The sequence below is a fragment of the Streptococcus sp. ST14 genome (assembly GCF_046098195.1).
In the GTDB taxonomy this organism is placed as follows: Bacteria; Bacillota; Bacilli; order Lactobacillales; family Streptococcaceae; genus Streptococcus.
This window is the reverse complement of sequence record NZ_JBJUSF010000004.1, coordinates 1-26,753: the sequence shown is the minus strand read 5'-3', so window position 1 is coordinate 26,753 and position 26,753 is coordinate 1. Positions and strand designations below refer to the sequence as shown.

Genomic DNA, 26,753 nt, shown 5'->3' with positions numbered 1-26,753 from the left:
GAAAATCTATTGTGTCAAATAAACCCATAGTTGATATGATTGAAACGATTGAGCACTTTGCTCAGACACAAGCTAGTTATCCTGTTTACAACGTTTTGGGGCGAGAGCATACTTATGGAGATTTGAAGGTTGATTCGGATAGTTTGGCTGCAGCCATTGATCAGTTGAATTTGCCAGAAAAATCTCCTGTTGTCGTCTATGGCGGACAGGAGTATGAGATGTTGGCTACCTTTGTGGCCCTGACCAAGTCAGGTCATGCTTATATTCCCATCGATAGCCATTCAGCCTTAGAACGGGTAGCTGCTATCGTAGAAGTAGCAGAACCGAGCTTGATTATTGCTATTTCAGATTTTCCATTAGAGCAGACAAGTATACCAATGCTGAATTTAGAGCAAGTCCATGAATCCTTTTCTCGACGTTCCAGCTATGCCATCACGCATCCAGTAAAAGGAGATGACAACTACTACATCATCTTTACATCTGGGACGACTGGTAAGCCAAAAGGAGTGCAGATTTCCCATGACAATCTCCTCAGCTTTACCAACTGGATGATTACAGACAAGGAATTTGCGACGCCAAGTCGTCCACAAATGCTGGCCCAGCCGCCTTATTCTTTTGACCTGTCTGTTATGTACTGGGCGCCAACCTTGGCACTAGGTGGTACACTTTTCGCTCTTCCTTCAGCCATTACTCAGGACTTCAAAAAACTCTTTGCGACCATCTTTTCATTGCCCATCGCTATCTGGACTTCGACGCCTTCCTTTGCAGATATGGCTATGTTGTCAGAAGACTTTAATAGCGAGAAAATGCCTGAAATCACGCATTTCTACTTTGATGGGGAAGAATTAACTGTCAAAACAGCTCAAAAACTGCGTGAGCGTTTCCCAAATGCCCGTATTATCAATGCCTACGGTCCAACAGAAGCTACAGTGGCTTTATCGGCAGTTGCCGTGACAGATGAGATGTTGGCGACTCTCAAACGCCTGCCAATCGGCTATACTAAGGCGGATTCTCCAACCTTTATCATTGACGAGGAAGGGAAGAAAGTTCCTAATGGTGAACAGGGAGAAATCATTGTTTCTGGACCAGCTGTTTCAAAAGGCTATATGAATAATCCTGAAAAAACGGCAGAAGCTTTCTTTGAGTTCGAAGGTCTTCCGGCCTACCACACAGGAGATGTGGGAACTATGACAGATGAGGGCTTGCTTCTCTACGGTGGACGGATGGACTTCCAGATTAAGTTTAATGGTTATCGTATTGAGCTTGAAGATGTCTCTCAAAACCTCAACAAGTCTCGCTATATCGAGTCGGCAGTTGCTGTCCCACGTTATAACAAGGACCATAAGGTACAAAATCTACTGGCCTATGTGATCCTAAAGGACGGTGTCCGTCAGCAGTTTGAACGGGATATTGATATTACCAAGGCTATCAAGGAAGACTTGACTGATATCATGATGTCCTATATGATGCCGTCCAAATTCCTTTATCGGGACAGCCTCCCACTGACTCCAAATGGAAAAATTGACATCAAAGGATTGATTAACGAGGTGAATAAGAGATGATGGAGTTCTTTCAACAGCTTCCTCATTTAGAGCCATACGGCAATCCTCAGTATTTTGTCTATGTGATTGCTGCAACCTTGCCCATCTTTATCGGTCTCTTTTTCAAGAAACGCTTTGCCTGGTATGAAGTGCTGGTTAGTCTCTTCTTTATTGTTACCATGTTGGTGGGTGGAAAGACCAATCAATTGGCTGCCTTGGGTATTTACCTTTGCTGGGAGATATTGCTCCTGCTTTTCTACAAGCACTATCGAAAAAGTAAGGATGGCAAGTGGGTCTTCTACCTAGTTAGTTTTCTGTCCCTTCTCCCGATTATCTTTGTCAAGGTGCAACCAGCTATCAATGGAACGCAGTCTTTGCTTGGCTTTTTGGGAATCTCTTACCTGACCTTTCGTTCGGTTGGGATGATCATCGAGCTGAGAGATGGGGTGATTAGGGATTTCACCTTGTGGGAATTTCTCCGATTTCTCCTCTTCATGCCGACTTTCTCGAGTGGTCCTATCGATCGCTTTAAACGTTTCAATGAAAATTACGAGACCATTCCTGAGCGAGATGAGCTGATGGATATGCTAGAAGAGGCTGTCAAATATATCATGCTTGGCTTCCTCTACAAGTTTATCTTGGCTCACATTTTAGGAGAGACATTATTGCCTCCTCTGAAAAATTTGGCCTTGCAGACAGGTGGTTTCTTTAACCTCTACGCTTTAGCGGTCATGTACACCTTTGGTCTGGAGCTCTTCTTTGACTTTGCGGGCTACTCTATGTTTGCCTTAGCCATCTCAAACTTGATGGGGATTCGTAGCCCGATAAACTTTAACAAGCCCTTTTTGTCAAGGGATTTAAAAGAGTTTTGGAATCGCTGGCACATGAGTCTGTCTTTCTGGTTCCGTGACTTCGTCTTCATGCGGATGGTCATGGTGTTGACCAGAAAGAAGGTCTTTAAGAATCGCAATGTGACTTCAAGTGTCGCCTATATTGTCAATATGCTGATTATGGGATTTTGGCATGGTGTGACCTGGTACTACATTGCCTATGGACTTTTTCATGGGATTGGGCTGGTCATCAATGATGCTTGGGTTCGTAAGAAAAAAGCCCTCAATAAAGAACGGAAAAAAGCTGGAAAGGGTTCCTTACCTGAGAATCGCTGGATTCAGTTGCTTGGCATGGTTGTCACCTTCCATGTCGTGATGGTTTCATTCTTAATCTTTTCTGGATTTTTGAATGATTTATGGTTTAAAAAATAAAAGGATATGAAAAATGGATATTAAATCAGAAGTTATTGAAATTATTGATGAGTTGTTTATGGAAGATGTTTCTGACATGATGGATGAAGATCTTTTTGATGCGGGTGTCTTGGATAGCATGGGAACTGTTGAATTGATTGTTGAGATTGAAAATCGTTTTGACATTCGTGTCCCAGTGACGGAGTTCGGTCGTGATGACTGGAATACGGCTAATAAAATCGTAGAAGGTATTACGGAGTTGCAGAATGCTTAAACGCTTGTGGCTGATCTTCGGGCCTATCTTCATTGCTGGATTTTTGGTTCTTCTACTCATCTTTTTTTATCCAAGTACAACAAGCCATAATCTGACGGAGGAGAAATACTCCGCGGCTTCTATTAGTACAGAGAGCTTTAAGGAGAGAAGTCAAAAAGTGAGGGCTCTTACGGATCCAAATATGCGTTTTATTCCTTTTCTAGGGTCCAGTGAATGGATTCGATTTGATAGTGTTCATCCAGCTGTTTTAGCGGAAAAATACCATCGTCCCTATCGTCCTTACTTTTTAGGTCAAGCAGGAGCAGCCTCTCTAAATCAGTATTTTGGTCTACAGCAAATTTTGCCAGAAATAGAGAATAAGCAGGCTGTATTTGTGATTTCGCCTCAGTGGTTTACGGAGACAGATTATGAACCCGCAGCGTTTCAGAGATTTTTTAACAGTGACCAATTGACAGCTTTTCTGGAAAATCAATCTGGTGACACTGCTGCAAAGCATGCGGCTATTCGATTGTTAAAGCAGAATCCTAATGTTTCATTAAAAGACATTGTTCAAAAACTGTCAAAGGGTGAAGAATTATCAGAGGTTGATCGGGTTGCTATTGATATTTTTGCGCGATTCAATGAAAAGCAATCCGCTCTCTTTGGACAATTCTCCATTCGAGGACAACTCAAGTACAAGGAACATGTGGAGAACTATTTAAAAGATCTTCCGGATCAATTTTCTTATGATGAGTTAGAAAAAATTGTTCGTAAGGATGCAGAAGCAAATACGACCAATAACGATATGGGGATGGAAAATCATTTCTATACGAGAGAGATTCAAAAGGATTTAAAAAAATGGGAAGGGTATCAAAAAAATTACAACTTCCTCAAGTCCTCTGAATACAATGATTTGCAGCTGGTCCTTAATCAATTTGCTAAGTCGAATGTCAATGTGCTCTTTGTCATTCAGCCGGTTAACAAGAAGTGGATGGAGTACACAGGGCTCAGTGAAGAGATGTACCAGCATGCAGTGGAGAAAATTCGTTACCAATTAGAAAGTCAGGGTTTTACCAATATTGCTGATTTTTCAAAAAATGGAGGGGACCCTTATTTTGTTAAGGATACCATTCATCTAGGATGGTTAGGTTGGCTGGCTTTTGATAAGGTTGTCAATCCTTTCTTGACGGATCCGAAACCAGCTCCAGACTACAAGATGAATGACCGCTTCTTTAGCAAGGACTGGGCGACCTATGATGGGAATATCAAAGATTTCCAATAAAATGAGTTAAAAGTTTGGGGTTTGAACCCAAGCTTTTTTGTTTAAATGGCGAATATTTAAGATGAAAATAGGTCAAAAGTTTCAAAATTTTTAGAAATAGCGTATAATATAAAAGAGAAAAAGAAAAGAAAGGGATTTTAAAATGAACAAACGTTCTTTATTACCTGTCTTATCGACAGCCCTGTTAGCTCCAGCCTTCTTAGCTGGACAAGTCTATGCTGAAGAAGCAACAACTTCTGCAGAAAGTTCAGCTGTCGTAGCGACTCCTGCTACGTCGGCGACCCCAGCTCCTGTTGAGAGCCCTGCGGTACCGGAAACTTCAGCAACTTCGGCAACTTCAGAAGCAGTTGCACCTGCAGAAACTCCGTCAGCTCCTGCCGAATCTCCTAAAGGCGAAGAAAAGGACACCGTTATATTACACACCAATGATGTCCATGGTCGTATTGTAGAGGAAAAAGGAGTAATTGGAGATGCCAAGTTAGCGACTGTCATTGAGCAGGAGCGTGCAAAATCAAATCAAAATACTCTGGTTGTTGACGCGGGAGACGCTTTCCAAGGTTTACCGATTTCCAACTCTACTAAGGGTGAAGCACGCGCTGAAATTCTCAATCAGATGCAGTATGATGCCATGGCAGTAGGAAACCATGAGTTTGACTTTGGTCTTGATGAAGTTAAAAAATACAAGGAAATCTTGAAATTCCCATTACTTAGTTCAAATACCTACGTCAATGGTGCTCGTCTCTTTGAAGCTTCCACAATCGTTGATAAAGATAAGACTGTGGAAGGTGATGAGTTTGTTGTAATCGGCGTGACAACACCTGAAACTGCTACAAAAACCCACCCTAAAAACATTAAAGGGGTAACTTTTACAGATCCAATCTCTGAAGTCAATAAGGTCATCGAAGAAGTTCAAGCCAAGGCTCGTGCAGAAGGTAAGGACTACAAACACTATGTTGTGCTTGCTCACTTGGGTGTAGATACCACAACTCCAGTCGAGTGGCGTGGTTCAACCTTGGCAGAAGCCTTGTCTAAAAATCCTCGTTTGAAAGGGAAACGCGTAACAGTAATCGACGGTCACTCTCATACAGTAGAATCAACGACCTATGGAGACAATGTTACCTATAACCAGACAGGAAGCTACCTTCATAATGTAGGGAAAATCACCTACAAATCACGTCAGCTTTTGGGCAATCCAACTCAGATTCCGGCTGCTGATGCTAAAAAATTACCAGCTAATCCTACAGTTGAAAAACTAGTCAAAGACATTAAACAAAAATACGATGCTGAAAATGCGGTTGAAGTCGTTTCAAACAGCCCTGTAGAACTCAACGGAGATCGTGAAAATGTTCGGGTTCGTGAAACTAACCTCGGAAACGTCGTAGCAGACTCGCTCTATCAGTATGGTCAAACAGGATTTAGCCGTCCGACTGACATCGCTGTGACAAATGGCGGTGGCTTGCGTGAAACTATTGCAAAAGGCAAACCGATCACTAAAGGAAATGTCATTGCCGTTCTTCCATTTGGAAATACCATCTCACAAATTCAAGTGACTGGGCAACAAGTCTTGGATATGTTTGAAAAATCACTCGGATCTATCTTGCAGGTCGATAAGGATGGCAAGAAGGTCTTGGATGAGAACGGGCAACCATTGCTAGAACCAAGTGGTGGCTTCTTGCAAGTTTCAGGTGTGAAGGTCTACTATGATACTAATCTACCATCAGGAAAACGTGTCTTGGCCATCCAGGTCAAAAACCGTGCGACTGGTCGTTATGATCTTCTGGACCTCGCAAAAACTTACTACCTTGCAACTAATGATTTCTTAGCTGCAGGTGGTGATGGCTACACGATGTTAGGTGGTGCGCGAGAAGAAGGTCCTTCTATGGATGCAGCCTTTGAAGAGTATCTTAAAACCGCTGATTTGACTCAGTATGAAAAGATCAATCCGAACTCACGGACGATTTCTGTGGATTCTAAAAACTTTAGTCTGCCAGTAGAAACGCCTCAAACGAATGCAGCTGCTAACGATGCGACTACAAATGTGCCATTGACTTATGAGGTGGCGGGGCAATTTAGCAAGAAGGCAGTTGTCTCAGAAAAAGCCCTCCCAAATACAGGAAGTGAACAGTCCATCTTCTTGCTCTTGATGGGAATGGTAGCTGGTTTGGCAGGTATCTTATCGAGTCGAAAACCAAAGCAAAAATAGGTTAAATTTTACATCTAGAAGAGTCTAGGGAAACGTTTTTACGCCTTTTTCCCTTGACTCTTTTTTGGTTTATGATATAATTAACCAGTAAAGAATCGGTGGCTATCTCTATTTTTTACGAAAGGATAGCTTGGGAAGGAGTAACACATGAGACAGCTTGCACAGGAAATCGATAACTTTTTAAACGAGGTGATCTTGAGATCTGAGAACCAGCATGAAATTCTGATTGGGCATTGCACGAGTGACGTAGTCTTGACCAACACTCAGGAACACATCCTCATGCTCTTGTCGGAAGAATCCCTAACCAACTCGGAGCTAGCCCGTCGTCTCAATGTCAGTCAGGCAGCAGTGACCAAGGCTATCAAGTCTTTGGTCAAAGAAGGAATGTTAGAGACATCGAGAGACCCAAAGGATGCGCGTGTGATCTTTTATCAACTGACAGACCTAGCTCGACCGGTGGCAAAGGAACACCACCACCATCATGAACAGACGCTCTTAGCCTATGAACAAGTGGCAAGTCAGTTTACTCCAAATGAACAAGAAGTTATCCAGCGGTTTTTAACTGCTTTAGTAGGAGAAATTAAATAATGCGGTATATTACAGTAGAGGACTTGTCTTTCTATTATGACAAGGAACCTGTTCTCGAACATATCAACTACAGTGTTGATAGTGGGGAGTTTGTCACCTTGACTGGTGAAAATGGAGCTGCCAAGACAACGCTTATCAAGGCTAGTCTGGGCATCTTGCAGCCAAGATTTGGCAAGGTAACCATCTCAAAGACAAATACTCATGGGAAAAAACTTAGGATCGCTTATCTTCCCCAGCAGATTGCCAGTTTTAATGCTGGTTTTCCGAGTACGGTTTATGAATTTGTCAAGTCGGGTCGCTATCCTCGAAAGGGCTGGTTCCGTCGCTTGAATGCTCATGATGAGGAACATATCAAGGCCAGTCTAGACTCGGTTGGTATGTGGGAACATCGTGACAAACGAATTGGCTCACTCTCGGGTGGGCAAAAGCAACGAGCAGTGATTGCTCGGATGTTTGCTTCTGACCCAGATATCTTTGTCTTGGATGAGCCGACAACAGGGATGGATGCTGGAAGCAAAAATGAATTTTACGAACTCATGCACCACAGTGCCCACCATCATGGCAAGGCTGTTTTGATGATTACCCATGACCCTGAGGAGGTCAAGGACTATGCGGATCGCAATATTCATCTAGTCCGTAACCAAGACTCACCGTGGCGTTGTTTCAACGTTCACGAAAGCGACCAGGAGGTGAACCATGCTTAGTTTGTTATCTTATGACTTTATGCAGCGTGCCTTCTTGGCGGTCATTGCCATGAGTCTCTTTTCTCCAGTTCTTGGGACCTTCCTTATCTTACGTCGTCAGAGTCTCATGAGCGATACCCTCAGTCACGTTTCTCTATCAGGGGTAGCCTTTGGTCTGGTTTTGGGGATTTCTCCAACTATTTCAACCATTGCTATTGTCTTAATCGCTGCGGTCTTTCTAGAGTATCTCCGGACGGTCTATAAGAACTTTATGGAAATCGGGACTGCCATCCTCATGTCAACAGGACTTGCAGTGTCTCTTATCGTGATGAGTAAGGGCAAAAGTTCGAGCTCCATGAGTTTAGACCAGTATCTCTTTGGGTCTATTGTGACTATTAGCCAGGAGCAGGTGATGTTCCTCTTTGCCATTGCGGCGGTCGTTTTACTCTTGACTTTCTTATTCTTGCGACCAATGTATATCCTGACCTTCGATGAGGACACGGCTTTTGTAGATGGACTTCCAGTGCGGACCATGTCTATCCTCTTTAACATGGTGACAGGGGTGGCCATTGCCCTTATGATTCCAGCTGCAGGAGCCCTTTTGGTGTCGACCATTATGGTCTTGCCAGCTAGCATTGCCCTTCGTCTGGGGAAAAACTTCAAATCCGTTATGTTACTAGCCAGCGCTATTGGCTTTTTGGGAATGGTGGCAGGTCTCTATATTTCCTACTATGCGGAAACACCTGCCAGCGCTAGTATCACCATTATCTTTGTAGCTGTCTTTTTGTTAGTCAGTCTACTGAAACGTTTTATCAAATAGGAGAATGAAATGAAAAAACTGAGCTTACTACTGGCTAGTCTATGTGCCCTGTTTTTAGTGGCTTGTTCCAATCAAAAACAGGCAGATGGGAAACTAAATATCGTGACAACCTTTTACCCTGTCTACGAATTTACCAAGCAAGTCGCAGGAGATACTGCTAATGTAGAACTTCTAATCGGTGCTGGTACAGAACCCCATGAGTATGAACCGTCTGCCAAGGCAGTTGCCAAAATCCAAGATGCAGATACCTTTGTCTATGAAAATGAAAACATGGAAACTTGGGTTCCAAAATTGTTAGAATCCTTGGATAAGAAAAAAGTGAAAACCATCAAGGCGACAGGTGATATGTTGCTCTTACCAGGTAGCGAGGAAGAAGAGGGAGAGCATGACCATGGAGAAGAAGGTCATCACCATGAGTTCGATCCCCATGTTTGGTTATCACCAGTTCGTGCCATTAAACTAGTAGAGCATATCCGTGATAGCTTATCAGCAGATTATCCTGATAAAAAAGAGACCTTTGAGAAGAATGCTGCTGCCTATATCGAAAAATTGCAAGCCTTGGATAAGGCTTATGCAGAAGGCTTGTCTCAAGCCAAACAAAAGAGCTTTGTGACTCAACACGCAGCCTTTAACTACCTTGCCTTGGACTATGGGCTCAAACAAGTCGCAATCTCAGGACTTTCTCCAGATGCAGAGCCATCAGCAGCTCGTTTGGCAGAATTGACAGAGTACGTCAAGAAAAATAAAATTGCCTATATCTACTTTGAAGAAAATGCCTCACAGGCCCTTGCTAATACACTTTCAAAAGAAGCAGGTGTCAAAACAGATGTCCTCAATCCTTTAGAAAGTCTGACAGAAGAGGACACCAAGGCTGGAGAAAATTACATCTCCGTGATGGAGAAAAACCTCAAGGCTCTAAAACAAACAACGGACCAAGAAGGCCCAGCAATCGAGCCTGAAAAGGCAGAGGATACCAAGACAGTCCAAAATGGTTACTTCGAGGATGCAGCTGTCAAGGACCGCACCTTGAGTGACTATGCAGGTAATTGGCAATCAGTTTATCCTTTCCTTGAAGATGGTACTTTTGATCAAGTGTTTGACTACAAGGCTAAGTTGACTGGTAAGATGACACAGGCTGAGTACAAGGACTACTATACAAAAGGCTATCAGACAGATGTGACTAAGATTAATATCACTGATAACACCATGGAATTTGTTCAAGGTGGTCAAAGCAAGAAATATACCTACAAGTATGTCGGCAAGAAAATCTTGACTTACAAGAAAGGCAATCGTGGCGTGCGCTTCCTTTTTGAAGCGACAGATGCTGATGCTGGACAATTCAAGTATGTTCAGTTTAGTGACCACAATATCGCCCCAGTTAAGGCAGAACATTTCCATATCTTCTTTGGAGGAACAAGCCAAGAAGCCCTCTTTGAAGAAATGGATAACTGGCCAACCTACTATCCAGATAATCTATCTGGCCAAGAAATTGCCCAAGAAATGTTGGCACATTGATGCAAGATAGAATCCCGCAAATCTGCGGGATTTTTTGCTGGAAACGATTATCTGAGTAGGCTGTGGGCGTTATAGTACCACAGTTGTGCTGTTCACAATGTGATAAGGCAGTCATTTTCTACTGGCTGCTTCTCACTAGCTGGCGAATGCAAAAGCTACGATTGTACAAATTATAGAATCTTTTCAGGGGATTTAGGAAGGGAGCTTAGTCATATTGACGCTGCTATCGCTTTTTGTTATAGTCAAGGAGAGAGCAGTCTGGAACAATAGTTTATTCACAGTCTGTGGATAAGTCTAGGGGAAAATGACATACAACTCAGGGCGATGAAGCATCCTGAAAATAGTTCCGTATGTTAGTGAATTTCTGGAAATTTAGTAGAAACCCTAGTACAGAGCCATTTGACAAAGGTGTGTTTAGCGTGAAGGCTTCCAAGTCTAAGAGCTGGATTTTGGAGAAACTAGTTTTTAGGCATGTTTTCTTATCCACAAGTTGTGGATAACTGTAGAGAGTCAGCTTGTGCATCAACTTCAAGTCCAAGTTTCATAAAAGAAGAACCTTTGCGCGATGCAAAGGTTCTTTTGGTTAGGAGTGATTTGGTAGCCAGCTGAGGGTGAAAGGTCTTCTGACGTAGCGTCTTGATGAGAAGAGCGGTATAGTTAGGGTAGTCGCTGTAGCGGAAGAGATAAGGAATGTGGAAGCTAGGCTGGTTGGAAATGGCGATTTGCCCAAAAGGAGCGGTAGCCATCTCGCTCATCTCGTGAATCTCGTAACCATAGCCAGTCGTCTCAAAGAGGGGAGCATCTTGACAGGCTTTCAAAAGATAGTGGCTAAAGGTTTCCTTTCCACCCATAAGCTGGATTAAGCCTGGGATGTCGTGGAGGACGCCTAAGGTCGCTTGAATGGCAGAGCATTCGGCGTAGTCGCGTCCCCAACTATAAGGAGAGAAGTCGGGGCGGAAGTTGCCTTGGCTATCTCGCGCACGCATGTAGCCCGTCGCAGTGTCAAATAGATGGTGGTAATTTTGTGACGAAGTTCTATAAGTTTCCGCGATGTCATTCTGACCAAGCTTTTCGGCACAGCTGGCGATACAAAAGTCACTATAGGCATAGTCAAGGGTGTGACTGACACTTTCGTGGTGGTCGGTAGAGAGATAACCTAATTCTTGGTATTGTGCCAAACCGTGGCGACCGTTGATGCCGAGAGGGTCGGACTTAGTGGCTGTCTCCAGCATGGCTTGGAGGAGTTCTTCTTCTAAGTCGGGAGTCATGTCCTTGCAGGCGCTATCTGCGATAATGCTGTCTAAAAGGGTACCTGGCATCATACCACGTTCATCTGGGGCTAGCCATTTTGGAAGGAAACCAGTATCGCGGTAGCTATTGAGAAATCCTTCTAAGAAGCGGTGGTAGTGTTCCGGTATGATAAGGGCAAAGAGGGGGAAGGTGGTACGGAAGGTATCCCAGAAACCATTGTTGCTGAAGAGGACACCAGACTTGACAGTTCCAGTAGTCAGATCCTTGTGGATAGCGTGCCCTGATTTATTAACCTCATAAAAAGTTTGAGGAAATAGGAAGAGTCTGTAAAGGCAGTGATCAAAGAAGATTCTGTCAGCCTCTCCTGTCTTTATAATGTCAAAACGATGGAGGAGATTTTCCCAGTCCGCTTGGGCATTTGCTTTACAGCTATCAAAATCTTCTTGAGGTAGATTAAGCAGTGCTTGAGAAGGAGAGATGAAAGAAGTGGCTAGCTGAATTTCGGTTTGGCTACTTGCTAGGTCGATTCGCCAGTCTTCGCCTTCTTGGCTGACAGCAAGGATATCTGTATTCATTTGCAGGGCAGTGAAGAATATCAGCGGATTTTTGTTGGTTTCAGTTTTTCCTTCTTGTCGCAGGGCCAGAGTCCGCTTATCTACCTGCTCAATTGTTAGGTCATCTGCTGCGTGAAGGTAGAGGGAGAGGGCTTTGCCTTGCTTTTGCTCCAAACGAATAGAAGCACCGTAGCAAGTCGGTGTGAGCTGGGTTTCAATCTGATAGCGCAGGGAGAAAATCTTCAGATAATGAGGTTGGAAAGAGGCCTTATCTATGTCATAGGAAGATTGGCGGTGAAAGAGGCTGTCTCCACCCAGTTGGCCTGTGACAGGTGTCAGAAGGAGCCAAGAGTAGTCTCCAATCCAAGGACTGGGCTGGTGGGTTAATCGAATCCCCTGAAAGATAGGCAGATGTGGATCAAAAAACCAAGAGCCCTCCTGGTCACTGGTCTGGGGTACAAAGTAATTCATCCCAAAAGGAACGCCTGTGTATGGCAGGGTATTTCCCCGAGAAAAGGCATGCTTGCTGGCAGTTCCAAAGCGGGTATCGATGGTTTCAAGTAGTGGTTTCATAGTCTTTCCTTTAGCTGTTTTTCTACATTATATCAGAAAAAGATAGCCTTTAGAAAAGGGGTTTCAAAGATAACTATTTTGTAGAAAAATGACTATCATTTGTGTATGTATTTTCTGTCTCAAAAGCTATATACTGAAAATGAAACTTGTTTGAAAGAGGAAACTGCACGATGATTTATTCGAAAGAAATTGTTAGAGAATGGCTGGATGAAGTAGCAGAGCGGGCTAAGGACCATCCGGAGTGGGTGGATGTCTTTGAGCGTTGCTATACAGACACCTTGGACAATACGGTTGAGATCCTAGAAGATGGTTCAACCTTTGTACTCACAGGGGATATTCCTGCCATGTGGCTTCGGGATTCGACAGCCCAACTTAGACCCTACCTGCATGTGGCAAAAAAAGATCCTCTCTTGCGTCAGACCATTGCAGGTTTGGTCAAGCGTCAGATGACTTTGATTCTCAAGGATCCTTATGCCAACTCTTTTAACATTGAGGAGAATTGGAAGGGCCACCACGAGACTGACCATACCGACCTTAATGGCTGGATTTGGGAACGCAAGTATGAGGTGGACTCGCTTTGCTATCCTTTGCAGCTGGCTTATCTCCTTTGGAAAGAGACTGGCGAGACCAGTCAGTTTGATGAGACTTTTGTTGCAGCGACCAAGGAAATTCTTCACCTCTGGACGGTAGAGCAAGATCACAAGAACTCTCCATATCGCTTTATTCGAGATACAGACCGTAAGGAAGATACTCTGGTAAATGATGGCTTTGGACCTGACTTTGCAGTGACAGGTATGACCTGGTCAGCTTTCCGACCGAGTGATGACTGCTGCCAGTATAGCTACTTGATTCCGTCCAATATGTTTGCAGTAGTTGTCTTGGGGTATGTGCAAGAGATCTTTGCAGAATTAAACTTGGCTGATAGCCAAAACATCATGACAGACGCTGAGCGTCTCCAGTCTGAAATCCAAGAAGGCATCGAAAATTATGCCTACACCACTAACAGCAAGGGTGAAAAGGTTTACGCCTTTGAAGTGGATGGTTTAGGGAATGCTAGCATCATGGATGACCCAAATGTACCAAGTTTATTGGCGGCGCCTTATCTGGGCTATTGCGACATTGAAGACGAAGTGTATCAAGCCACACGCCGTACCATTCTGAGCTCTGAAAATCCATACTTCTACCAAGGAGAATACGCTAGCGGTCTCGGAAGTTCTCATACCTTCTATCGCTATATCTGGCCCATTGCCCTTTCTATCCAAGGCTTGACAACAAGAGATAAGGCAGAGAAGAAATTCTTACTCGATCAGCTCGTTGCCTGCGATGGTGGCACAGGTGTTATGCACGAAAGCTTCCACGTGGACGACCCAACTCTCTACTCTCGTGAATGGTTCTCTTGGGCCAACATGATGTTCTGTGAATTGGTTTTGGATTACTTGGATATCCGTTAATCTAGGATTTTACTTGTTTTTAGTCAATTTACTAAGACAAAGTAGCTAAATATTTACTTCTTTCAAATTTCATCTCAAATCATAGTTAAATTCTTGATAAATAAACTATTTAGAGTTAAACTGTTGGTGATTTGTTGAATTTGATTGAGCAAATCTTACATCCAAAAACGTTAACAATAAAAATTTAAATTTAGAATGAGGTTTTACTTCATGGAAAATGTTGTCGTACATATTATCTCACATAGTCACTGGGATCGTGAGTGGTACTTGCCTTTTGAAAGCCACCGTATGCAGTTGGTGGAATTATTTGACAATCTCTTTGATCTCTTTGAAAATGACCCTGAGTTCAAGAGCTTCCACTTGGATGGTCAAACCATTGTCCTTGATGACTACTTGGAGATTCGCCCTGAAAATCGCGACAAAGTTCAGCGCTACATTGACGAAGGCAAACTTAAAATTGGTCCTTTTTACATCTTGCAAGATGACTACTTGATTTCAAGTGAAGCCAATGTCCGAAATACTCTTATCGGTCAGCAGGAGGCTGCAAAATGGGGCAAATCAACTCAGGTTGGTTACTTCCCAGATACCTTTGGAAATATGGGGCAAGCGCCTCAAATCCTTCAAAAATCAGGCATTCACGTGGCCGCTTTTGGTCGTGGTGTGAAGCCGATTGGATTTGACAACCAAGTCCTCGAAGATGAGCAGTTCACTTCCCAGTTTTCAGAAATGTACTGGCAGGGTGCGGATGGTAGTCGTGTCCTCGGGATTCTCTTTGCCAACTGGTACAGTAATGGGAACGAAATTCCAGTTGATAAAGACGAGGCTTTGACCTTCTGGAAACAAAAACTGGCAGACGTGCGTGACTATGCTTCGACCAACCAATGGTTGATGATGAACGGATGTGACCACCAACCTGTACAGAAAAATCTGAGCGAAGCCATTCGTGTGGCAAATGAACTCTTCCCAGATGTAACCTTTGTTCATAGTTCTTTTGATGAATATGTCCAAGCCGTGGAAAGTGCCCTACCAGAGCAATTATCAACGGTTACAGGTGAGTTGACCAGTCAGGAAACAGACGGCTGGTACACACTTGCCAACACTTCTTCATCTCGTATTTATCTCAAACAAGCCTTCCAAGAAAATAGCAACCTCCTAGAGCAAGTTGTAGAACCCTTGACGATTATCACTGGGGGTCATAACCACAAGGACCAGTTGACCTATGCTTGGAAAACACTTTTGCAGAATGCGCCACATGATAGTATCTGTGGCTGTAGCGTGGACGAAGTTCACCGCGAGATGGAAACTCGTTTTGCCAAGGTCAACCAAGTAGGAAACTTTGTTAAGAGCAATCTTCTTAACGAATGGAAGGGTAAAATCGCTACAGCTAAGGCTCAAAGTGATTATCTCTTTACTGTCATTAACACAGGCTTGCATGATAAGGTTGATACGGTCAGCACAGTGATTGATGTTGCGACTTGTGATTTCAAGGAATTGCACCCAACAGAAGGTTACAAGAAGATGACTGCCTTAACCTTGCCAAGCTACCGTGTGGAGGACTTGGATGGGCGTCCTGTAGAGGCTAAAATCGAAGACCTCGGAGCTAATTTTGAGTACGATTTACCAAAAGACAAGTTCCGCCAAGCTCGTATCGCTCGACAAGTGCGCGTGACAATTCCAGTTCACCTAGCGCCACTTTCTTGGACAACCTTCCAATTGCTGGAAGGAGAACAAGAACACCGCGACGGTATTTACCAAAATGGAGTGATTGATACGCCATTTGTAACGGTGAGTGTGGATGACAATATCACAGTCTATGACAAGACAACTCACGAGGCCTATGAAGATTTTATCCGCTTCGAAGACCGTGGTGACATCGGAAACGAGTATATCTATTTCCAACCAAAAGGAACAGAGCCAATCTATGCAGAGCTTAAGGGCTACGAGGTCTTGGAAAACACAGCTCGCTACGCTAAGATTTTGCTCAAACATGAATTGACCGTGCCTGTCAGTGGCGATGAAAAACTAGAAGAAGAGCAAAAAGGCATTATCGAGTTTATGAAGCGTGAGGCTGGACGTTCAGAAGAATTGACAAGCATTCCTCTTGAAACTGAGTTGACTGTCTTTGTTGACAATCCACAAATTCGTTGCAAGACTCGCTTTACCAACACTGCCAAAGACCATCGTATCCGTCTCTTGGTCAAGACTCACAACACGCGTCCAAGCAATGATTCTGAAAGTATCTATGAGGTGGTGACACGACCAAACAAACCAGCTGCTTCATGGGAAAATCCTGAAAATCCTCAACACCAACAGGCCTTTGTCAGTCTGTATGATGATGAAAAAGGGGTGACTGTATCCAACAAGGGATTGAATGAATACGAAATCCTTGGGGACGACACCATTGCAGTGACTATTTTGCGTGCCTCAGGTGAGCTGGGTGACTGGGGCTACTTCCCAACACCAGAAGCTCAATGCTTGCGTGAGTTTGAAGTCGAGTTTGCGCTTGAGTGCCACCAAGCCCAAGAACGTTTCTCAGCTTTCCGTCGTGCTAAAGCCTTGCAGACACCGTTTACCAGCCTTCAAGTTGCAAAACAAGAGGGTAGCGTGGCTGCGACTGGTAGCCTCTTGAGCCATTCTGTTCTCAGCATACCGCAAATCTGTCCAACAGCCTTTAAGGTAGCTGAAAATGAAGAAGGCTATGTTCTTCGCTACTACAATATGTGTAGTGAAAATGTACGTGTACCAGAAAGTCAACATCTCTTCCTTGACCTACTTGAACGACCATACCCAGTTCATAGAGGTCTCATTTCACCACAAGAGATTCGTACAGAATTGATCAAAAAAGAAGAAATTTAATTTCAAAAAGTAAACATAAAAAGAAAGGAGGGGCGAAAAAGTAAGGACTAACTGCTGATTCGCCCCTTTTTATGGTAAAAACAATGACCATTGCAACGATTGATATCGGAGGGACTGGGATTAAGTTTGCCAGTCTGACTCCTGATGGGAAAATACTAGATAAGACAAGCATTCCAACGCCTGAAAACTTGGAGGACTTACTAGCTTGGCTAGATCAACGTTTGTCAGAGCAGGATTACAGTGGGATTGCTATGAGCGTTCCAGGCGCGGTCAATCAAGAGACAGGTGTGATTGATGGCTTCAGTGGGGTGCCCTACATCCACGGATTTTCTTGGTATGAGGCGCTTAGTTCTTATCAGATTCCTGTCCATCTGGAAAATGATGCTAACTGCGTTGGACTTAGTGAACTGCTGGCTCACCCAGAGATTGAAAATGCAGCCTGTGTCGTTATTGGGACAGGGATTGGTGGGGCCATGATTATCAATGGCAAGCTTCACCGAGGTCGTCATGGCTTGGGGGGAGAGTTTGGCTATATGACAACCATTGCACCTGCTGAAAAACTCAACAACTGGTCGCAACTAGCGTCAACTGGAAATATGGTTCGATACGTGATTGAAAAATCTGGTCAGACTGACTGGGACGGACGCAAGATTTACCAAGAGGCCGCAGCTGGCAATGCTCTTTGTCAAGAAGCGATTGAGCGCATGAATCGTAATCTGGCTCAAGGTTTGCTTAATATCCAGTATCTCATCGACCCAGATGTCATTAGTTTGGGAGGCTCTATCAGTCAAAATTCAGATTTTATTCAAGGTGTCAAGAAGGCTGTTGATAACTTTGTCGAGACCTACGAAGAATACACGATTGCGCCCATCATCCAAGCCTGCACCTATCATGCAGATGCTAATCTCTACGGGGCCCTTGTCAACTGGTTGCAGGAGGAAAACCAATGGTAAGATTTACAGGAATTAATTCCAAACAAACTCAGGCAATCGACTTGCTGACAAAGCATATCTCTCTGCCAGATGTAGAAGTGGCAGTCGCTCAATCTGACCAAGCTTCTATCTCTATCAAGGGTGAGGATGGTCACTATCAATTAACTTATGACAAACCTCACCAACTCTATCGTGCCTTGTCCTTGTTGGTAACAGCTCTAGCAGAAGGTGACAAGGTAGAGATTGAGGAGCAGGCAACTTACGAAGATTTAGCCTACATGGCTGACTGTTCGCGAAATGCGGTGCTGAATGTGGCTTCTGCTAAGCAGATGATTGAGGTCTTGGCTCTCATGGGCTACTCAACCTTTGAGCTTTATATGGAAGACACTTATCAAATCGAGGGGCAACCTTACTTTGGTTATTTCCGCGGGGCTTATTCGGCTGAGGAGTTGCAGGAAATCGAAGCTTATGCCCAGCAGTTTGACATGACCTTTGTGCCTTGTATCCAGACCTTGGCCCACTTGTCAGCCTTTGTTAAATGGGGTGTCAAAGAAGTTCAGGAGCTCCGTGATGTGGAGGATATCCTCCTTATCGGCGAAGAAAAGGTTTATGACCTGATTGATGGCATGTTTGCCACTCTGTCTAAACTGAAGACTCGCAAGGTCAATATCGGGATGGACGAAGCCCACTTGGTTGGTTTGGGACGCTACTTGATTCTCAACGGTGTTGTGGATCGTAGTCTCCTCATGTGCCAACACTTGGAGCGCGTGCTGGATATTGCAGACAAATATGGTTTCCACTGCCAGATGTGGAGCGATATGTTCTTTAAACTTATGTCAGTAGATGGGCAGTACGACCGTGATGTGGAAATTCCAGAGGAAACTCGTGTCTACCTAGACCGTCTCAAAGATCGTGTGACCTTGGTTTACTGGGACTATTATCAGGATAGCGAGGAAAAATACAATCGCAACTTCCGCAACCATCACAAGATTAGCCATGACCTTGCCTTTGCAGGTGGTGCTTGGAAATGGATCGGTTTTACACCCAATAACCATTTCAGCTGTCTCATCGCTCTTGAAGCGAACAAGGCCTGCCGTGCCAATCAGATCAAAGAAGTCATTGTGACGGGCTGGGGGGACAATGGTGGGGAAACTGCCCAGTTCTCTATTCTCCCAAGCTTGCAAATCTGGGCAGAACTCAGCTACCGCAATGATCTAGACCGTTTGTCTGATCATTTCAAGACTAATACAGGTCTATCAGTTGAGGACTTTATGCAGATTGACCTTGCCAACCTCTTGCCAGACCTACCAGGCAATCTCAGTGGCATCAATCCTAACCGCTATGTCTTTTATCAGGATATTCTCTGTCCGCTCCTTGATCAGCACATGACACCTGAACAGGACAAACCGCACTTCGATCAGGCAGCTGAGATTCTTGCTGACATTAAAGAAAAAGCTGGCAACTATGCCTACCTCTTTGAAACTCAGACTCAGTTGAATGCCATTTTAAGTAGCAAAGTCGATGTGGGACGACGCATTCGTCAGGCTTACCAAGCAGATGATAAAGGAAGTCTGCAAGAAATCGCCAGACAAGAATTACCAGAACTCAGAAGCCAAATTGAAGACTTCCATGCCCTCTTTAGCCACCAATGGCTGAAAGAAAACAAGGTCTTTGGCTTGGATACGGTCGATATCCGCATGGGTGGACTCTTGCAACGCATTAAGCGAGCAGAAAGCCGTATCGAAGCTTATCTGGCTGGTCAGATTGACCGCATCGATGAGTTAGAAGTGGAAATTCTGCCATTTACAGACTTCTACGCAGACAAGGACTTCGCAGCCACAACAGCCAACCAGTGGCATACCATTGCTACAGCTTCAACCATTTATACAACTTAAAAACAAGAACAGTGCCCTTGTTCAGAGTGTTTCCCGTGAAACATCCCTTTCTTCAAAAGTACTCCACATAAAATAATTTGTGGAGTTTTTTCTATAATTAGTAGTTTAACCTAACCTGCAAATAGGAATATACTAATAATGTAATCGTTATCAAAAGTCTAAAAAGGAATTTTTAGATGGATATCAAAATAAAAAAGGGAGGAAATTATGAATAAGTTTTCAAAAACCTTGAGAGACAATTGGATCTTTCTCTTGATGGTTTTACCAGGGGCACTCTGGTTGATTCTATTCTTCTACATTCCAGTATTTGGGAACGTGGTTGCCTTCAAAGACTACCACATGACCAGTAATGGTTTCATAGATAGTATCATGAATAGTAAATGGGTCGGACTCGATAACTTCAGATTCTTGTTTAGTTCAAAAGACGCTTTTATTATCACACGAAATACTGTCCTCTACAATCTTGGCTTTATCTTTATTGGCTTGATTGTATCTGTAGGGATTGCCATTATCCTCAGTGAACTCCGTTCTAAGAGAATGGTTAAGATCTTCCAAACTTCCATGTTGTTCCCTTACTTCTTGTCTTGGGTTATCATCAGTTTCTTTACAGATGCCTTTCTAAACATTGATAAAGGGGTGTTCAACCATTTATTGGAAACTCTTGGTCTCAAAGAAATCAACTTCTACGCTGACTTGGGTATTTGGCCATATCTCCTACTTTTCCTAGGTATTTGGAAAGGTTTTGGATATAGCAGTGTCATGTACTATGCTACAATCATGGGAATTGATCCAACCTACTACGAAGCAGCGACAGTGGATGGAGCCAGCAAATGGCAACGGATTCGCAATGTAACCATTCCGCAGTTGACACCGCTGGTAACCGTATTGACCATCCTTGCAGTCGGAAATATCTTCCGTGCAGACTTCGGTCTTTTCTACCAAATCCCCCACAATGCTGGTCAGCTTTATAACGTAACCAATGTCTTGGACGTATATGTATATAATGGCTTGACTCAGACAGCGGATATCGGGATGGCTTCAGCAGCAGGTCTCTACCAATCAGTTGTCGGTTTGATTCTGGTTATCCTATCAAACTTACTTGCAAGACGAGTTGATCCAAACTCAGCCTTGTTCTAGAAAGGAGGAGAATATGGCAGAAAAGAAAATTAAAAAAGAAAAAATTGATAATGTCGGAATTCACTCCTTCAGTAAGAAAGCAGATATCTTCTTCAGTACCATTTCTGGTTTGATTGCCCTTTCTTGTATCCTACCCTTTGTATTCGTTATTGTTATTTCGGTGACAGATGAAAAGAGTATCCTCCAAAATGGATATAGCTTCTTCCCATCCCAATTCGGTTTAGACGGTTTTGAATTTTTGGCACAGTTTAAGGATAAAATCCTCCAAGCCCTCTTCATATCAGTCTTTGTAACAGTGGTGGGGACTATCACAAACGTTTTTATCACAACAACCTATGCCTACGCCATCTCACGGACAACCTTTAAGTATCGCAGATTCTTTACGATTTTTGCCCTTCTTAGTATGTTGTTCAACGCTGGTTTGGTACCAGGCTATATCGTGGTCACTCGTTTGCTTCAACTTGGTGATACAGTTTGGGCCTTGATTGTTCCAATGCTTCTCTCTCCGTTTAACATCATCTTGATGCGTTCCTTCTTCAAGAAGACCATCCCAGAAGCCATTCTTGAATCCGCTCGTATCGATGGTGCCAGTGAAGCCCGGATCTTCTTCCAAATTTGTTTGCCATTGTCACTACCAGGTATCGCAACCATCACGCTCTTAACAGCTCTTGGTTTCTGGAATGACTGGTTCAACGCCCTACTTTATATCAAGAGTGACAACTTGTACCCATTGCAATATTTGCTCATGCAAATCCAACAAAATATGGACTACATCGCCAAAGCAGTCGGCCTATCTGGTCAACTGGGAGTTGCTCTACCAAAAGAAACAGGACGTATGGCCATGGTTGTGGTCGCAACCCTTCCAATCGCGATTCTGTATCCATTCTTCCAACGCTACTTTGTAAAAGGTTTGACTATCGGTGGCGTGAAAGAATAGTGCTTGTTGAGAAGAACATTTCTCGTTTCCAAACTTCCCTTGCGTGAAGTTAATACTCTTCGAAAATCTCTTCAAACCGCGTCAACGTCGCCTTGCCGTAGGTATGATTACTGACTTCGTCAGTTTCATCTACAACCTCAAAACAGTGTTTTGAGCAGCCTGCGGCTAGTTTCCTAGTTTGCTCTTTGATTTTCATTGAGTATAAGATCATTACATTGTTTATAAGTTTAAAAATAAAAAAAGGAGTTTTTATCATGAAAAACTGGAAAAAATATGCTTTTGCATCTGCTAGCGTAGTCGCTTTGGCTGCTGGTCTTGCTGCTTGTGGAAACCTTACAGGTAATAACAAAAAAGCTGCTGATACTGCTTCAGGTGAAAAACCTGTAATCAAAATGTACCAAATCGGTGACAAACCAGACAACTTGGATGAATTGCTAGAAAATGCAAACAAAATCATCGAAGAAAAAGTCGGTGCTAAATTGGATATCCAATACCTCGGATGGGGTGACTATGATAAGAAAATGTCAGTTATCACATCATCTGGTGAAAACTATGATATCGCATTTGCATCTAACTATGTCGTAAATGCTCAAAAAGGTGCTTATGCTGACTTGACAGAATTGTATAAAAAAGAAGGAGCAGAGCTTTACAAAGCACTTGACCCAGCTTACATCAAAGGGAACACTGTAAACGGTAAGATCTATGCAGTACCAGTTGCAGCTAACGTTGCATCATCTCAAAACTTTGCCTTCAACGGAACTCTTCTTGCTAAATACGGTATCGATATTTCAGGTGTCACTTCATACGAAACACTTGAGCCAGTCTTGAAACAAATCAAAGAAAAAGCTCCAGACGTAGTACCATTTGCGGTTACGAAGAACTTTATCCCATCTGATAACTTTGACTACCCAGTACCAAACGGACTTCCATTTGTTATCGACCTTGAAGGAGACACTACTAAGATTGTAAACCGTTACGAAGTGCCTCGTTTCAAAGAACATTTGAAGACTCTTCACAAATTCTATGAAGCTGGATACATTCCAAAAGACGTAGCAACAAGCGACACTTCATTTGACCTTCAACAAGATACTTGGTTCGTTCGTGAAGAAACAGTAGGACCAGCTGACTACGGTAACAGCTTGCTCTCACGCGTTGCTAACAAAGACATCCAAATCAAACCAATCACTAACTTTATCAAGAAAAACCAAACAACACAAGTTGCCAACTTTGTTATCTCAAACAACTCTAAGAACAAAGAAAAATCAATGGAAGTGTTGAACCTCTTGAACACGAACCCAGAACTCTTGAACGGTCTTGTTTACGGTCCAGAAGGCAAGAACTGGGAAAAAGTTGCAGGTAAAGAAAACCGTGTTAAAGTCCTTGATGGATACAAAGGAAACACTCACATGTCAGGATGGAACACTGGTAACAACTGGATCCTTTACATTAACGAAAACGTTACAGATGAACAAATTGCACAATCTAAGAAAGACTTGGAAACTGCAAAAGAATCTCCAGCGCTTGGATTCATCTTCAACACTGACAACGTGAAATCTGAAATCTCAGCTATCACTAACACTATGCAACAATTCGATACAGCTATCAACACTGGTACTGTAGACCCAGATAAAGCTATTCCAGAATTGATGGAAAAATTGAAATCTGAAGGTGCCTACGAAAAAGTATTGAACGAAATGCAAAAACAATATGACGAATTCTTGAAAAACAAAAAATCATAAGATTGATTGATTTCGTGTATTCATTCCTAATTCCTAAAAATGTGATCACTGCCTTCCCTAGTTCTCTAGGGGAGGTAGTGATTTTTTGAAAGTTTTTGAAGCCATGTATGCTGAGGAAATGTATAAAGACTATCAAACCTAATTTATTTCAGGTTGTTATAAATACTATCTAAATATGAGTGAATTTCTTGTTGTATAGATTGTAAAGAATGATTTCTAGCTGTATCAATGACACCGAATATTCTGTAATGATTACGGAAAAGTTTATCATAATCAATGTAACTTCCTATGATAATAATGTTGGCAAATTCAGAACGGAGTCGCATATCTTCTATATAAGAATACATTGTATCTGAAGATAAAAACATTGATTTTATGATAAAATAGGTAGTAGTGTTATAGGAATAGATGATACGCCTAGAAGCTATAATTCTCGTTTTTGTTGATAAGTTTTCTTTAATATAAGAATTGATGTCACTTGTGATGATATATCCTAATAATGAAAAATGTAGAATTTGAATGGTATCCATATTTCTCCTCTTACTCTATCATATCAAAAATATCCGATAGAAGATGTCGAAATCTTAGATTGTATAACTGTTAGCATGAAATGTTGAAAAATAACCATTTATGATAACTCAGATACCTTTTAAGATTTTTTCCATCATAGGATACTAGTTTTGATATGATATAGGAGAGTAAGGAGGAAAAATATGCAAGAATATATTTTAAGCCAAGGTAGAGCAGTTGTTAAAGTGCCTCATTCTAAGGTTTACTATGTGACAACACATCCTACGAAGGCACATGCTGTTATTTTTATTACAGCTGATGGAGTATTTGAGAAGTATATGAGCCTAGCTAGAGTTGAGGAAATGAGTCTGGGTAAATTGTTCAGGTGTCATAGAAAGTTTCTTGTTAACTTATCCAAAGTAATAGGATTGAAGTATGAAACGAAGACTATTTTATTTATGGATGAAAGAGTATCAGATATTATCTGCTCTAGAAGATATTTTAAAACTGTAAAAGAAAGATGGTTAAATACTAAAGGAGACGAGAAATGAATATCTTTATATTAGAGGATGATTTTATACAGCAGACTAGGATGGAAAATCTGGTGTATGATATTTTAGAGAAGAATTGTTGGGAAGTAAAGCACTGTGGTGTTTATGGTAAACCAAATCAATTGTTAGAAGATATGATGGAACGTGGAGGTCATCAACTTTTCTTTTTGGATATTGAAATTAAAAACGATGTTAGAAAAGGGTTAGATATTGCTTTGGAAATCAGAGATAGAGATCCAAATGCAGTCATTGTTTTTGTAACAACTCATTCAGAATTTATGCCTGTTAGTTTTCAATATCAAGTATCAGCTTTAGATTTTATTGATAAGGAATTACCTGAAAGTGCTTTTAGGGAACGTGTGGAAAAAGCAATCGCTTATGTTCACAAGAATAAACATCAACTAATGACTGAAGATTCTTTTGTGTTTACAAATTCTAAAGCACTCGTTCAGGTTCCGTTTTCGGATTTGCTTTATATAGAAACGTCAATGATTCCTCATAAGCTAGTTCTTTATTCTATGAGAGAAAGAATAGAGTTTTATGGTAAAATTTCTGATATATTGAAGCAAGAACCAAGATTGGTTCAGTGTCATCGCTCTTTTATTGTGAATCCTTATAATATCTCTTCAATAGATAAGGAAGAAAAACTAGTCTATTTGAAGAACGGGTCAAGTTGCCTAGTATCTAGGTTAAAAATGAGGGCATTGCTGAATATAGTTAAAGATTTACATGATAGTAAGGAGTAGTAAATGTCTTTTGTGTTAGTATCTTTGAATTTTTACATACTTTTATTTCTTCATGCAAAAATTTATGGCTATCAATTGACTATAAAGAGATCTTTAGAGTTATTGTTTTTCTATTTTTTATTAGAGTTTTTACTTTTAACCTTGATTAAGATGTTCTATATCCCTGTTGTTATTACAGTACTAGATTATCCCATCTTTTTTATTATCTATACATTGTTGTTGGATAAAAAGAAATACAGTCTGCTATCGACACTTTTTTATGCTCTGTTTCCTATCACATTTTGGTCGATCATCTATGATTTTTTTGTTGATTTTATTATTCCTAATTTTGCTAGTTTAACAGACATATATGTTTATTACGATGCTACCATTTTCTCAATTTTAGCAAGTCTCCTATCTTTGCTTATAATAAAAGTTTTTCAGTATGATTTTAGCTATCTAAGAAGTAAAGTGTTGGATAAACATTTAGCTCAAATAATGAGGATTGCTAATGCTGCAATGTTGGGTTATTTTATCTTGGTTCCTTTTATTGGTTATATTAAAAAAATCTTGAACTTATCTATAAATCATTATCAAGGAGCTATAACTGCAATCTATTTCTTTTTATTTATCTATTTTGTCAATATACTGGATAGAAATGTACGTGAGGAATTGCAAAAAGATTTAGTACTTCAAAAAGAGATTCAACTTCAAAATCTTAAGAGCTATAGTAAACAAGTAGAAGGACTTTATCAAGAGGTTAGAAGCTTTAGGCATGATTATGCAAATATCTTAACAAGTTTAAAGATAGGAATAGACCGAAAAGATATTGATTTAGTTGCTCAAATTTATGACAGTGTCTTGAAAGACTCAGGGAAAAATTTAAAAGATACAAAATTTGATGTAGTGAGATTGAGAAATATAGAGGATTTATCCTTGAAGAGTTTATTAATCTCAAAATTATCCGAGGCTCAGAGTTTACTAGTGCCAGTTTCTTTGGAAATAGAAAAACCAATCGTTATCAAAAAGATTGAGGAAATTGATTTTTTAACAGTTGTTTCTATATTGTTAGATAACGCGATAGAGGCCGCTGCAAGCGCCACTGTCGAGGAACCTCTAAGTGTTTGTTTTTTTGAAGATATGAGAAATAATAAGCAAGTTTTAATTATCCAAAATCCGACCCTAGATAGAGAGATTGATGTTACAAAAATATTTGAGAGAGGAATGTCGTCTAAAGGGCAGAATAGAGGAGTTGGTTTGTCTAATGTTAATAGTATTTTGACAAAATACCCAAATATCATTCTAAAAACTACAAGTTCTAATTTTAGATTTAAACAAGTCTTAGAGATAGAAGTATAGGTGGGGATGGGTGACTTGTATCTTCTATAATCTTTTCATGATAAAACGCATAGTATCAGTCATTTTGAAATCTGATATTAGGCTCTATAATATTTGTAGTGGGTAAATCCTCTATAGATATTATGGAGCCTATTTTTGTATAGAAAAAAAGTCCCAT

Annotated in this window: 20 protein-coding genes and 1 pseudogene; 19 read left to right on the top strand and 2 right to left on the bottom strand. The window is 41.7% G+C overall.

Annotated elements, in window-relative coordinates; all coding sequences use genetic code 11:
* Positions 1 to 11: 11 nt before the first annotated feature.
* From dltA to adcA, 9 genes are all read left to right on the top strand, one after another.
* Positions 12 to 1,562 carry a D-alanine--poly(phosphoribitol) ligase subunit DltA gene (gene dltA, locus ACIY19_RS02120; protein WP_409002572.1) on the top strand — a complete coding sequence of 517 codons (1,551 nt, stop codon included), beginning with the start codon at positions 12 to 14 and terminating at the stop codon, positions 1,560 to 1,562.
* Complete coding sequence (dltB, locus tag ACIY19_RS02115) at positions 1,559 to 2,803, top strand: D-alanyl-lipoteichoic acid biosynthesis protein DltB (protein WP_409002571.1); 1,245 nt, start codon at positions 1,559 to 1,561, stop codon at positions 2,801 to 2,803. The genes dltA and dltB overlap by 4 nt, the downstream gene beginning before the upstream one ends.
* A 13-nt stretch (positions 2,804 to 2,816) precedes the next feature.
* Positions 2,817 to 3,056, top strand: a complete 240-nt coding sequence (gene dltC / locus ACIY19_RS02110; protein ID WP_000351973.1) for a D-alanine--poly(phosphoribitol) ligase subunit DltC — start codon at positions 2,817 to 2,819, stop codon at positions 3,054 to 3,056.
* A complete protein-coding gene (dltD, locus tag ACIY19_RS02105; protein ID WP_409002570.1) occupies positions 3,049 to 4,317 on the top strand; it encodes a D-alanyl-lipoteichoic acid biosynthesis protein DltD in 1,269 nt (422 codons plus the stop codon). Before dltC ends, dltD begins: the two co-directional genes overlap by 8 nt.
* A gap of 142 nt (positions 4,318 to 4,459) precedes the next feature.
* Positions 4,460 to 6,520, top strand: a complete 2,061-nt coding sequence (gene nt5e / locus ACIY19_RS02100) for a cell surface ecto-5'-nucleotidase Nt5e (protein ID WP_409002569.1) — start codon at positions 4,460 to 4,462, stop codon at positions 6,518 to 6,520.
* 147 nt (positions 6,521 to 6,667) lie between these two features.
* The gene (gene adcR, locus ACIY19_RS02095; protein WP_409002568.1) at positions 6,668 to 7,108 is read left to right on the top strand and encodes a zinc-dependent transcriptional regulator AdcR; all 441 of its coding nucleotides are present in this window, start codon (positions 6,668 to 6,670) and stop codon (positions 7,106 to 7,108) included.
* Positions 7,108 to 7,812, top strand: a complete 705-nt coding sequence (locus ACIY19_RS02090) for a metal ABC transporter ATP-binding protein (protein WP_409002567.1) — start codon at positions 7,108 to 7,110, stop codon at positions 7,810 to 7,812. Before adcR ends, ACIY19_RS02090 begins: the two co-directional genes overlap by 1 nt.
* Positions 7,805 to 8,611 carry a metal ABC transporter permease gene (locus ACIY19_RS02085; RefSeq protein WP_044021562.1) on the top strand — a complete coding sequence of 269 codons (807 nt, stop codon included), beginning with the start codon at positions 7,805 to 7,807 and terminating at the stop codon, positions 8,609 to 8,611. Before ACIY19_RS02090 ends, ACIY19_RS02085 begins: the two co-directional genes overlap by 8 nt.
* Before the next feature lie 9 nt (positions 8,612 to 8,620).
* Entirely contained in the window at positions 8,621 to 10,126 is a 1,506-nt protein-coding gene (gene adcA, locus ACIY19_RS02080; RefSeq protein ID WP_409002566.1) for a zinc ABC transporter substrate-binding lipoprotein AdcA, read from the top strand.
* Between the two features lie 608 nt (positions 10,127 to 10,734).
* On the opposite strand, the pseudogene ACIY19_RS02075 reads toward adcA, so the two are convergent.
* A pseudogene (locus tag ACIY19_RS02075) lies at positions 10,735 to 12,504 on the bottom strand (GH92 family glycosyl hydrolase); the annotation flags it as partial.
* Positions 12,505 to 12,674: 170 nt separating this feature from the next.
* On the opposite strand from ACIY19_RS02075, the gene ACIY19_RS02070 reads away from it, so the two are divergent.
* The 7 genes from ACIY19_RS02070 to ACIY19_RS02040 all read left to right on the top strand — a co-directional run bounded on the left by ACIY19_RS02070 (position 12,675) and on the right by ACIY19_RS02040 (position 23,451).
* The gene (locus ACIY19_RS02070; RefSeq protein ID WP_000640496.1) at positions 12,675 to 13,955 is read left to right on the top strand and encodes a glycoside hydrolase family 125 protein; all 1,281 of its coding nucleotides are present in this window, start codon (positions 12,675 to 12,677) and stop codon (positions 13,953 to 13,955) included.
* 210 nt (positions 13,956 to 14,165) lie between these two features.
* Positions 14,166 to 16,811: an alpha-mannosidase gene (locus tag ACIY19_RS02065; RefSeq protein ID WP_409002565.1), complete on the top strand. Its 2,646-nt coding sequence runs from the start codon at positions 14,166 to 14,168 to the stop codon at positions 16,809 to 16,811.
* Between the two features lie 83 nt (positions 16,812 to 16,894).
* Positions 16,895 to 17,764 (top strand): ROK family protein, encoded by an 870-nt coding sequence (locus tag ACIY19_RS02060; RefSeq protein WP_409002601.1) that lies wholly within the window; start codon positions 16,895 to 16,897, stop codon positions 17,762 to 17,764.
* Positions 17,758 to 19,638 (top strand): beta-N-acetylhexosaminidase, encoded by a 1,881-nt coding sequence (locus ACIY19_RS02055; RefSeq protein WP_409002564.1) that lies wholly within the window; start codon positions 17,758 to 17,760, stop codon positions 19,636 to 19,638. Before ACIY19_RS02060 ends, ACIY19_RS02055 begins: the two co-directional genes overlap by 7 nt.
* A gap of 207 nt (positions 19,639 to 19,845) precedes the next feature.
* On the top strand, positions 19,846 to 20,775 hold the full coding sequence (locus ACIY19_RS02050; RefSeq protein WP_020899962.1) for a sugar ABC transporter permease: 930 nt from the start codon (positions 19,846 to 19,848) through the stop codon (positions 20,773 to 20,775).
* 13 nt (positions 20,776 to 20,788) lie between these two features.
* Positions 20,789 to 21,712: a carbohydrate ABC transporter permease gene (locus tag ACIY19_RS02045; protein WP_000818351.1), complete on the top strand. Its 924-nt coding sequence runs from the start codon at positions 20,789 to 20,791 to the stop codon at positions 21,710 to 21,712.
* Between the two features lie 254 nt (positions 21,713 to 21,966).
* Positions 21,967 to 23,451, top strand: a complete 1,485-nt coding sequence (locus ACIY19_RS02040; protein ID WP_409002563.1) for an ABC transporter substrate-binding protein — start codon at positions 21,967 to 21,969, stop codon at positions 23,449 to 23,451.
* 143 nt (positions 23,452 to 23,594) lie between these two features.
* Here the strand turns inward: ACIY19_RS02040 and ACIY19_RS02035 are convergent, their stop codons facing one another.
* On the bottom strand, positions 23,595 to 23,981 hold the full coding sequence (locus ACIY19_RS02035) for a hypothetical protein (protein ID WP_240149763.1): 387 nt from the start codon (positions 23,979 to 23,981) through the stop codon (positions 23,595 to 23,597).
* A gap of 183 nt (positions 23,982 to 24,164) precedes the next feature.
* On the opposite strand from ACIY19_RS02035, the gene ACIY19_RS02030 reads away from it, so the two are divergent.
* Genes ACIY19_RS02030 through ACIY19_RS02020 form a run of 3 tightly spaced genes read left to right on the top strand, consistent with a single transcriptional unit; the run spans position 24,165 to position 26,596 of the window.
* Positions 24,165 to 24,512 carry a LytTR family DNA-binding domain-containing protein gene (locus ACIY19_RS02030; RefSeq protein ID WP_112444768.1) on the top strand — a complete coding sequence of 116 codons (348 nt, stop codon included), beginning with the start codon at positions 24,165 to 24,167 and terminating at the stop codon, positions 24,510 to 24,512.
* Positions 24,509 to 25,258, top strand: a complete 750-nt coding sequence (locus ACIY19_RS02025) for a response regulator transcription factor (RefSeq protein ID WP_112444770.1) — start codon at positions 24,509 to 24,511, stop codon at positions 25,256 to 25,258. Before ACIY19_RS02030 ends, ACIY19_RS02025 begins: the two co-directional genes overlap by 4 nt.
* Before the next feature lie 3 nt (positions 25,259 to 25,261).
* Positions 25,262 to 26,596, top strand: a complete 1,335-nt coding sequence (locus ACIY19_RS02020) for a GHKL domain-containing protein (RefSeq protein WP_112444772.1) — start codon at positions 25,262 to 25,264, stop codon at positions 26,594 to 26,596.
* The last annotated feature ends 157 nt before the right edge of the window (positions 26,597 to 26,753 follow it).

Excerpts from the sequence above, each read along its gene's own strand:
- dltB (WP_409002571.1), top strand. The coding sequence starts at position 1,559 with ATGATGGAGTTCTTTCAACAGCTTCCTCATTTAGAGCCATACGGCAAT.
- dltC (WP_000351973.1), top strand. The coding sequence starts at position 2,817 with ATGGATATTAAATCAGAAGTTATTGAAATTATTGATGAGTTGTTTATG.
- dltD (WP_409002570.1), top strand. The coding sequence starts at position 3,049 with ATGCTTAAACGCTTGTGGCTGATCTTCGGGCCTATCTTCATTGCTGGA.
- nt5e (WP_409002569.1), top strand. The coding sequence starts at position 4,460 with ATGAACAAACGTTCTTTATTACCTGTCTTATCGACAGCCCTGTTAGCT.
- adcR (WP_409002568.1), top strand. The coding sequence starts at position 6,668 with ATGAGACAGCTTGCACAGGAAATCGATAACTTTTTAAACGAGGTGATC.
- ACIY19_RS02090 (WP_409002567.1), top strand. The coding sequence starts at position 7,108 with ATGCGGTATATTACAGTAGAGGACTTGTCTTTCTATTATGACAAGGAA.
- ACIY19_RS02085 (WP_044021562.1), top strand. The coding sequence starts at position 7,805 with ATGCTTAGTTTGTTATCTTATGACTTTATGCAGCGTGCCTTCTTGGCG.
- adcA (WP_409002566.1), top strand. The coding sequence starts at position 8,621 with ATGAAAAAACTGAGCTTACTACTGGCTAGTCTATGTGCCCTGTTTTTA.
- ACIY19_RS02070 (WP_000640496.1), top strand. The coding sequence starts at position 12,675 with ATGATTTATTCGAAAGAAATTGTTAGAGAATGGCTGGATGAAGTAGCA.
- ACIY19_RS02065 (WP_409002565.1), top strand. The coding sequence starts at position 14,166 with ATGGAAAATGTTGTCGTACATATTATCTCACATAGTCACTGGGATCGT.
- ACIY19_RS02060 (WP_409002601.1), top strand. The coding sequence starts at position 16,895 with ATGACCATTGCAACGATTGATATCGGAGGGACTGGGATTAAGTTTGCC.
- ACIY19_RS02055 (WP_409002564.1), top strand. The coding sequence starts at position 17,758 with ATGGTAAGATTTACAGGAATTAATTCCAAACAAACTCAGGCAATCGAC.
- ACIY19_RS02050 (WP_020899962.1), top strand. The coding sequence starts at position 19,846 with ATGAATAAGTTTTCAAAAACCTTGAGAGACAATTGGATCTTTCTCTTG.
- ACIY19_RS02045 (WP_000818351.1), top strand. The coding sequence starts at position 20,789 with ATGGCAGAAAAGAAAATTAAAAAAGAAAAAATTGATAATGTCGGAATT.
- ACIY19_RS02040 (WP_409002563.1), top strand. The coding sequence starts at position 21,967 with ATGAAAAACTGGAAAAAATATGCTTTTGCATCTGCTAGCGTAGTCGCT.
- ACIY19_RS02035 (WP_240149763.1), bottom strand. The coding sequence starts at position 23,981 with ATGGATACCATTCAAATTCTACATTTTTCATTATTAGGATATATCATC.
- ACIY19_RS02030 (WP_112444768.1), top strand. The coding sequence starts at position 24,165 with ATGCAAGAATATATTTTAAGCCAAGGTAGAGCAGTTGTTAAAGTGCCT.
- ACIY19_RS02025 (WP_112444770.1), top strand. The coding sequence starts at position 24,509 with ATGAATATCTTTATATTAGAGGATGATTTTATACAGCAGACTAGGATG.
- ACIY19_RS02020 (WP_112444772.1), top strand. The coding sequence starts at position 25,262 with ATGTCTTTTGTGTTAGTATCTTTGAATTTTTACATACTTTTATTTCTT.